The 9564-nt window shown below is 23.6% G+C and carries 7 protein-coding genes; 1 reads left to right on the top strand and 6 read right to left on the bottom strand.

The genetic code is table 11. The annotated features are described in order from the left end of the window. Positions 1–134: 134 nt before the first annotated feature. A complete protein-coding gene (locus BGI41_RS04670) occupies positions 135–968 on the top strand; it encodes a class I SAM-dependent methyltransferase (RefSeq protein ID WP_088539069.1) in 834 nt (277 codons plus the stop codon). 182 nt (positions 969–1150) lie between these two features. Here BGI41_RS04670 and BGI41_RS04665 read toward each other — a convergent pair whose 3' ends face one another. The 6 genes from BGI41_RS04665 to mvk all read right to left on the bottom strand — a co-directional run bounded on the left by BGI41_RS04665 (position 1151) and on the right by mvk (position 8999). Continuing rightward, entirely contained in the window at positions 1151–2332 is a 1182-nt protein-coding gene (locus BGI41_RS04665) for a tetratricopeptide repeat protein (RefSeq protein WP_088539068.1), read from the bottom strand. A 250-nt stretch (positions 2333–2582) separates the two neighbouring features. Continuing rightward, the gene (gene idsA / locus BGI41_RS04660) at positions 2583–3578 is read right to left on the bottom strand and encodes a short chain isoprenyl diphosphate synthase IdsA (protein ID WP_088539067.1); all 996 of its coding nucleotides are present in this window, start codon (positions 3576–3578) and stop codon (positions 2583–2585) included. A 260-nt stretch (positions 3579–3838) separates the two neighbouring features. After that, positions 3839–5188 carry an RNase J family beta-CASP ribonuclease gene (locus BGI41_RS04655; protein ID WP_088539070.1) on the bottom strand — a complete coding sequence of 450 codons (1350 nt, stop codon included), beginning with the start codon at positions 5186–5188 and terminating at the stop codon, positions 3839–3841. Further along, positions 5178–6239: a type 2 isopentenyl-diphosphate Delta-isomerase gene (gene fni, locus BGI41_RS04650; RefSeq protein WP_088539066.1), complete on the bottom strand. Its 1062-nt coding sequence runs from the start codon at positions 6237–6239 to the stop codon at positions 5178–5180. Before fni ends, BGI41_RS04655 begins: the two co-directional genes overlap by 11 nt. Before the next feature lie 710 nt (positions 6240–6949). Beyond that, the gene (locus BGI41_RS04645) at positions 6950–7762 is read right to left on the bottom strand and encodes an isopentenyl phosphate kinase (protein ID WP_088539065.1); all 813 of its coding nucleotides are present in this window, start codon (positions 7760–7762) and stop codon (positions 6950–6952) included. A gap of 4 nt (positions 7763–7766) precedes the next feature. After that, the gene (mvk, locus tag BGI41_RS04640) at positions 7767–8999 is read right to left on the bottom strand and encodes a mevalonate kinase (protein WP_088539064.1); all 1233 of its coding nucleotides are present in this window, start codon (positions 8997–8999) and stop codon (positions 7767–7769) included. Positions 9000–9564: the final 565 nt, after the last annotated feature.

Genomic DNA, 9564 nt, shown 5'->3' with positions numbered 1-9564 from the left:
TAATCAAATCTTAAAAATAGAAAAAAAATACCTCAACAAAAAAATGAAAATAATTAAACTTAAAAAAAAAATAATCAAATTAATTTAAAAGATATGACAAAAATATTATTAATAAATAAATAAAGGGAAAAATTATGAATAATGATAAACATTATATTGAAAATCCAGAAGATATTGATTGGGAATATTTTTGGAGTAAAAAATTAGAATCAAAAAAAGATAGACAAAAAGATTGGAATAAAGCAGCTCCACATTTTCATAAAAGCAATTTAAGAGATGATTATAAAACTTCACTTCTTAAAAAATTAGATATTTTAAGTAAAGAAGATACTGTATTAGATATTGGTTGTGGAGAAGGTACAATCACAATACCAATAGCTAAAAAAGTAAAAAAAGTTAAAGGAATAGACTCTTCAGAGAATATGCTTAAAATTCTTAATGAAAAATGTGATAAAGAAAATGTAAATAATGTAAATACTGTTCTTAAACCAATTGAAGAAATTAAATATGAAGATATTGGTAATTATGATGCAGTAGTTGCATCAAGATCTTTAAATAGTATAATTCCAATTAAAAAAACATTAGAAGAAATTAATAAAATAGCTAATAAATATGTTTTTATTACATTATTTGGACCAGAAAATTGGAAATTAGAAAGAGAATTCCAAGAGTATATTGGAAATGATCCTAAAGATTTTCCAGCATATACTTACTTAATAAACATATTATACAATATGGGAATCTATGCTAATGTAGAAAGAATGGATATAGAATCATATAGAGAATATGATAGTATTGAAGATGCCATAGATAATGGTAAATTTAGAATAGACTTATTAAATGATGAAGAAATAGAAAAATTAAAAGTTTATTTAAATAAAGTATTAAAAAAAGATCCAAAAACTGGAAAATTATATAATAACAAAGATAAAGCAGATTGGATTTTAATCTGGTGGAAAAAGAAATAAATTAGAATAATTAAATTATTCTATTATTATTTTTATAAAATACTAATTTTTAAATTACAATATTTGCATAATCTATTATTATTTTTATAAAATACTAATTTTTAAAATTAAATTATAAGATTTAAAATTAAACTTAATAAATTTAATTAGATAATTAATTAAAGTTATAAATTCAATAATAATTAAATTGTAAACTCTAAAAATTCCCTAAATTCAATAGCTTCTTCTAAATAAGGGTTAAATTTAATTACATTATCTACACAATTTATAGCCTCATCTAAATTACCTAATTTATATAATATTTTAGATTTTAATAATAAAAAATTAGGATTATTTTCATCAAATGAAAGAAAAACATTACAAATTTTAATAGATTCATTTAAACGATTAAGTTTTAATAATATCCTTGCTTTTTCATAAATAAAATATTCACTAAAATCATATTGTAAAACCTCATTACAAGAATCTAAAGCATCATCTAGTTTATTTAAATATATTAATGAATTAATTTTATAAAACCATATTTCAGTATCTGATGGATTAAAAATTAAAACGTGAGAAGCTGAGTTTATACAATCTTCAAAATCTTCAAGAGTATAAGATACTTTAGTTTTAAGTATCCAACTATTACTATAATCAAAAATATCTAATGATTGATTTACAATTTTAAGAGATTCTTCATATTCTTCTAAATTATAAAGAACTAATGCTTTATAATATAATAAATCATATCTAATTTTAATATTAAGTGCCATGTTAATAGTGTTTAATGCTTCACTAAATCTTCCAATATCATTTAAAATAATTGTTTTATTTAATAATGCATAAATATTCATTTTAATAGATAAAGATTTATTAAAAGCAGATAATGCTTTATCATTAATATTTAATAGATTATAAGAATGAGCAATATTATTATATATTTTATAATTTAATTTATCAAGTTTAGAAGCTTCAATATAAGAATTTAATGCTTTTTCATACATATTCATAGAAATTAAAACATTACCTCTTTTAATCCATAAATTTACTAAAGCATCATCATATTTTATTCCATTATCATATGATTTTAATGCTTTTGAATTATTATTTAATACATAATAATAAAAATTACCAATATTTAACCAAATATATGAATCCATACAATCAGAATCAAATAATTCATCATAAATTATTGAAGATTCACTTAATCTACCTAATTTATATAATGATTTAGCTTTTCCAAGAAGTGCTTTTGAGAAATTTTCATCACATATTAATGATTCATTAAAAAGATTTAATGCATTTTCATACTGTTTTTTATTATATGCATATTTAACTTTTTTAAATAATTCCTCTTTTATATTATCTATTTCAATTCCCATAATATCAACTAGTTACCTAATATAAAATTCCTTTTTTAAACTATATTAAAGTGTAGCAAGGGTTTGAAAACTAAAATTTAAAATTTATAAAAATATTTAAAAATACAATATCATTAAAAATTAGAATAAAACACTTAGAAATAAAAAAATAGCTAAAAATAAAAAAATAAAATAAAAAAACACTTAGAAATAAAAAATATATAATTAAATAAAAAAAGTATAAAACAATAAAGAATATAGAAAAATTAAATTATGATTTTCTTTCAATTACAAAATCTGCTAACATACTAAGTGCATTTTTACTTGAAGAATCAGGTAAAATTTCAAGTATTTCTTTTGCTTTCTTAACATTTTCTAAAGCAAGATTATGTGCATATTCAATTGAACCATATTTATTAAATAAATCTATAGCTTTATGTACATCTTCTTCAGGAGAATTTTCATCTGATAAAATTTTTATAAGTACTTTTTTATCTTCATCATTAGCTTCATTTAATGCTTTAACAACCATTAAAGTCATTTTTCCTTCTGCAATGTCACTACCAACAGGTTTACCTAAATCTTCTTCATCACTAATTACATCAAGATAATCATCTTGAATTTGGAATGCTAAACCTATAGCTTTACCATATTCATACATTGCATCAATAACTTCTTGATCTGCTCCACCTAAAATAGCTCCAGCTTCACATGCACCAGCAATAAGAGCAGCTGTTTTTTTGAAAATCATATTTATATATTCATCTTCATTAACATCAAAGTTACCTTCAAATCCCATATCAGAAGCTTGACCTTCACAAATTTTTACACAAGCATCTGCTACAACATTTAAAGCATTAGCAACACGTTCTGGATGAACATTATCATCTTTTGAAGAAATAACAAGTTCAAAAGCTTTTGAGAATAAGGTATCTCCTGCTAAAATAGCTAATGGTTCACCCCATACAGTATGTACAGATGGTTTACCTCTTCTCATATCATCATCATCCATAATATCATCATGAATCAAAGAGAAAGTATGAATAAGTTCAAATGCAGCAGCAGTTTTAAGTGCTTGTTCTTTAGAACCTCCAACTGCTTGGTTAGTTAAAAGAGTTAAAGCAGGTCTTAACATTTTTCCACCTGCTTTTGTTAAATATACAGATGATTCCTGTAATTTTTTAGGATCAATAGTAGATAAATGATTCTCAATTACATTTTTAACATCAATAGAATAATCTTTTAAAATATCCGTTACTTCTGACATAAATTGCCTCCAGTTAAATAAAAATTTTTCATATATTCTTAAATTAAATTTTAAAATAGTTTTTTTAAAAAAATATTATTAAATCTAAATAAAATTTACAAATAATTAGTATATATTTTTTTTACTTATTAATATTAATAATTAACTATTTAATATAATTAAATTAATAAAAAAAAATTAATAAAAAATAAAATAAATTCAATATTTATTTAATTTTTTAAAAAATATTTAAAATAAAGAAAATGATTTTAATTAAAAAATTAATCAAAATCATTAAAAACTTGAGCTTGTGCATTTCTTAAAATATGCACATTACTACCTATTCTATATCCTTCTTCTTCTGCAAGTTGACCATATGCAACTAACATATTAAGATCTCCGTGAGCAGGAATAATATGACTAGGTTTAAGCATTCTTAAAAATTCTCTATGATCTTCTCTTCCAGCATGCCCAGATACATGAGCATTAGCATAAATTCTTGCACCAGATGCTTTAAGTTTTGCTTCCATAATATGTCTATTTGCAGCATTAGTTGGATTTGGAATAATTGGAGCTGAAATAATGACATTATCTCCTTTTTTAACTGTAAATGGTGTTTTACCACTTGCAATTCTTGGAAGTAAAGCATCAGGTTCTCCTTGGTGACCAGTAGTAACAAGTAAATATTTAGAACGATTTTTATTAGCTTTCATTAAAGCTTTATTAACAGATTTTGGTGAACCATGTACAGAAGCATTTTTAGGTAATTTTAATATTCCTAATTTTTCTGCAATTCCTAAAAATCTTTCCATAGATCTTCCAAGGAATAAAATTTCCCTATCACTTTTTTTTGCAATATCTGCAATAGTTTGTATCCTTTCAATATGTGAAGAGAAAGTAGTTACAATCATACCTTTATTTTCTTTTAAAGGTTCACGCATTAAATCTTCTAAAACAATTCTAGGTATTCTTTCAGAGTATGTTTTTACTTGATCAAAATTAGCAGCATTTGTTGTTTCAACAATAAGTGCAAGTACTCCTTTTTTACCTAATTGTTTAAATCTTTCATAATCAGGTGGTGGAGATACTTTTTGATGATTATCAAATTTAAAATCAAGAGCATATACAATAATTCCATCTGGAGTATGTAATACAGGTGTTACTGCTTGTGGAATACTGTGAGTTGTTTGAACAAATTCTAAAGTAATATCTTTAGATAATTTTAATTTACTACCTGGATTTAAAACCCTAATTGGATTATTTACTTTAAATTTACGTTCACCTTTTATTTGTTTTTTAACAAGAGCCATAGTATATGGAGTACCTATAAGTGGTGCATCATATCTATGTGCTAATTTTGCAACAGCTCCAATGTGATCAAGGTGACCGTGAGAGAATACAATAGCTTTGACTTTTCCATCTACCTCTTTCATTAAGGTATCATCAGGAATTACTCCTCTTTCAATTAAATCTAAACTATGCATTCTGTCAATATCAGTATCTTCATGTATGTTAATCCTATCTAAATGGATTCCCATATCAAAAATAATAACATCTTCATTAATTTTTACAGCAGTCATATTTTTACCGACTTCTTCATAACCGCCTATTGCTATTATTTCAACAGTCAAATTTTGTCCTCCTACTAAATCTTTTAGTGTTAAATCCCCTTTCATTAAGCCATGTATTGGTATCACCTTTAATTACAATATCCACATTTTTAAGTTCTTCAATATTTTGTGCACCAACTAAAAACATAGCTAACCTTAAAGATTCATTAAACTTATTAACAAAATCAATAATACTTTCATGACCAATAAATGCTCTTTTTAAGAAAGGTAAAGCCATACCAACAGCATCTGCTCCAAGAGCAATAGCTTTTGCTGCTTCTAAACCAGACCTAATACCTCCAGAAGATATAACTGGAATATTTACAGAGGAACAAACTTCTGCAGTACTTATTGCACTAGGAATTCCCCAATCCCAGAATTCTTCACCAAGGTATCTATCTTCATTACGATAAGTTTCAACAGCAGCCCAACTAGTACCACCAGAACCTTGAACATCAATAAAGTCAACACCTACTCCTTGAAGTTTAATAGCATCTTCAGCAGATATACCTGCACCTGTTTCTTTAACTAAAACAGGAACATCAACTAAATTAGATATTCTAGAAATAGATTCTATATAACCAGTAGCATCAACATCACCTTTCGGCTGAATAGCTTCTTGAAGTGGATTTAAATGAATAGCTAAAATATCAGCATCAAACATTTCAACTGCTTTTTCAGCATAATCCATTTGCGGAGCACCAATATTACCTAAAAGTAATGCATTTGGTGCATATTTTCTTGCTACAGTATAAGTAGAATTAAGTTCAGGATTTTCAACAGCTGCCCTTTGACTTCCAAGTCCTAAAGCAATATTCTTTTCTTCTGCTGCAATAGCTAACTCTTTATTAATTTCTTCAGATTTTGGATGACCTCCAGTTATAGCAGAAATAAATAAAGGAGAATCTAATTTTTTACCAAAAGCAGTAGTAGAAATATCAATATCTGCTTTATCTACTTCTGGAAGGGCTCTATGAATTAATTCAATATCCTCAAATCCTGTAGTCCTTTTATAACTAACATCATTATCTCTACAAATCAAAAGATGTTGTAATTTTCTATCCTGAATCATTATTTTCCTCTAAAATAGCATATTGGTTAAAAACTATCATTAATTAAATAAATAAGGGTGTTAATATTATTAAAAAATCTTAAAATTATTAAAAATAGAACAATATATCCTAAAAAATCTAATTAAACTAAAAATATTTAAAATAGACAGTTTTTATTAAAGATTTTAATCAAATATTAATCCTTATATAAACATGAAATGTTATAATTTACTCTAAACTTAATTTAATAAAAAACATTTAAACTATTAACATATTTAAAATAATTTCCTTAAATAACACTATCCCTTAATATATTATTAAATTTGTTTCTACAAGCCAAAATTAATTATTTTAACTTAAAATCCCTTAAATCATTTTTACACTTAAATTAAACTTAACTTAGTTAATTAAATAAACTTTTTAATATTAACTATATAAAAAATTAAAATAATTAAAATTAATAATTTTTTATTAAATTAAGTAAAAAAGTAATATAAAAATTATAACTACTATAACTATATTTTTTATCATATTTAATGCTAATGACTATTTTATATATAAATTTAAAAAAGCTAAAAATTTTAAAAAAAATAAAAATAAATACAAATGCTAAAAAAATAGAAAATAATTACAAAAATTAAAATAAATAATAAAAAAATTTAAAAGAATATACTAAAAAAAATCTAAAAAACTAAATAGTTACTAAATAAAATAAATAAAAAACTAAAAATTACTGTTTTTTAGTAATTTTAGTTCCTTTAACTTTTTCACCTTGTAAACATTTAGATATTATTCCAGGTTTATTTGCATTAATAATTTCTGAATCAACACCATTATCTGCAAGAGTTAAAAGTTCTTTAACTTTACCAATCATTCCACCAGTAACATCTACATTAACAGTAGATTCTAATTGAGTAATATCATCTAATGAACTAACTTTCTCAATTAACTTAGCATCTTCATGAATTTTAGGATTTTTATCATAAACCCCATCAACATCAGTACCTAAAACAACCCTATCAGAAGCAAGAAAACTTGCAACATATTCAATTATTTGATCACCTGAAAGAATAGACATTTTAAGTTTATCATCAATAACAACATCACCATATAATACTGGAACATATCCTTCTTTTAGGTAAGTTTTAATCATTTTTAAATCAAAATCATTTATTCTTTTATCATATGCTTTAACAACAGCTGATGTTTGTATAGGAACAACAGGAATACCTTGTTTTAATAAAGATTCACAAACACATAAATTTAATTTTTTCATTGAAAGAACAATTTCAGAAAATCCTTTTCTTTTTAAAGGGTATTCTTCATTAGTAAAAGGTTCTCCAATTTTATATTTTTTAGCAGGAGGATGACCAAAAGATCCAGCACCATGAACAATAATCAAACCATCTGCAATATCTAAACTTTCATTATTATAAGCTTCAGCAATTTCACCAGATATACGATTTAAATTATCATAATCTACTTCAGGTTCTATTGAATCTTTATTAGTAATTATACTTCCACCGATTTTAAGAATTATCATAAAATCACCTTGAATAATCAATTTTATTATTATTAATTGTTTTAAAAGATTTTTTCTTAAAAATCAATTTATTATCATCAATTTTTACACCATCAGCTTCAGAGTATTTACTTTTATTTTTTCTTTTATGTTTTTGATTATTAGATTTTGATTTATATAAAGAATTTTTCTTATTTTTAGATAAGTTAACAGATTTATTTGATTTTTTAATATTATGTTTATTATGTTTATTTTTAAGAGTATTATTTTGTTTTTTATGTTTACGATGACTAGACCCATGAATAACTTTAGAGCTTACTCCTTTTCTTGAAAATCTAAATTTAAATGAAGAATCATAAGTACTAATAGCTTTAGATACTTCACTATCTTTATTTGGACATAAAGCAATTATACTCCCTCCACCACCAGCACCAGTGATTTTAGAACCAATAGCTCCAGCACCCCTTGCAATATAAACCATACGAGATAATTCTTTAGTATTTACACCAATTGAATCAAGAAGTCCATGATTAATATTCATTAATGTTCCAACTTTATTAACATCTCCTGCTTCAATTGCACGTTTAGCTTCATCAGTTAATTCACCCATACTTTTAATAATAGGATTTACAATTTTTGGATATTTCTGTTTTAATTTTTTAACATTAGCTACCATTTTACTAGTACTTCCATATTTAGAAGTTACTCCAATAACAAATGGATAATTAAAATTAGTTCTAATTTTTTGTAATTGTTTTTTACGATTTAAATATATTAAACCACCATAAGTTGAAACTAAAGTATCAAGAGGACTTGCTTCACCTTGTACTAAATATTCTACTTTATGTGCTTTTTCTGCAAGTGTTTTTTTATTAAAATGAATATTATGATACCTATATAATGCTGCAAGTGTAGCAACAGTAACAGCTGCAGATGAACCTAAACCAGAACCTATTGGAATATCAATTGATAAATCAATATTAATAGGACTATGATCATGAGCCATATATAATGCCTCTAAAATATATCTAATAATACCAGGTTTACCTTTTTTTAAAGAATATTTTTTATTTTTAGTATCAAGTTCAGCTTCAAAACCTAAATCTTTAGATTTTAAAGTTGTTTTATTATTTTTACTAGTTTCAATACGAACCGTTGCTCTTTTATTTACAGCTGCAGCAATTGCTGGTTCACTATAAACTACAGAATGTTCTCCAAATAATATTGTTTTACCTGGAGCAGATGCAATAACTTCCATTTAAAATCCCCACAATAATTTTTAATAAATTATTAGTAAAAATAATTGTTAAAAAAAGCTTTTAAATAATTAAAGTTTAAACACAATGAATTTTATACCATTTAATAATAGATATTTAAAAATTAAATACATAAACATTATTCTATTAAAAACAATGCAATTAAATAACTAATAATTAAATATAAAATAATATTTTATAAAATATATGATTTTAGTATATACTGAAATGATGGAAATAATTCCTTTTTATCTTGGCAGTTAAACCATTAATATACTTAAAATTTAAAGTGTTTTTAAATCCTGTTTTAATATAATCTAATAAATACTTAAAGATGAAATTTATATAATAATTTCAATTAAATATACCCTATAATATTAGATTTTAAATTAACTAATACAATTACTAAAAATATTCTAATATAAACTTATCAAAGGATTACTAGAACATTAATTAAGTTTTTAAAACTTTATCTAATTTTAACAATTATTATATCAATAATATAATTTATAAGAAAATAACTTAAAATCCCTTATTATATTAAAAAATTATTGATAACTAATACAT

The sequence above is a fragment of the Methanobrevibacter sp. 87.7 genome, from assembly GCF_002208625.1.
Taxonomy (GTDB): Archaea; Methanobacteriota; Methanobacteria; order Methanobacteriales; family Methanobacteriaceae; genus Methanarmilla.
The sequence above is the reverse complement of the archived record's forward strand: the minus strand, read 5'-3'. Positions and strand labels throughout refer to the sequence as shown.

Coding starts and splice junctions, on each gene's coding strand:
- BGI41_RS04670 (WP_088539069.1), top strand. CDS start 135: ATGAATAATGATAAACATTATATTGAAAATCCAGAAGATATTGATTGG.
- BGI41_RS04665 (WP_088539068.1), bottom strand. CDS start 2,332: ATGGGAATTGAAATAGATAATATAAAAGAGGAATTATTTAAAAAAGTT.
- idsA (WP_088539067.1), bottom strand. CDS start 3,578: ATGTCAGAAGTAACGGATATTTTAAAAGATTATTCTATTGATGTTAAA.
- fni (WP_088539066.1), bottom strand. CDS start 6,239: ATGATTCAGGATAGAAAATTACAACATCTTTTGATTTGTAGAGATAAT.
- BGI41_RS04645 (WP_088539065.1), bottom strand. CDS start 7,762: ATGATAATTCTTAAAATCGGTGGAAGTATAATTACTAATAAAGATTCA.
- mvk (WP_088539064.1), bottom strand. CDS start 8,999: ATGGAAGTTATTGCATCTGCTCCAGGTAAAACAATATTATTTGGAGAA.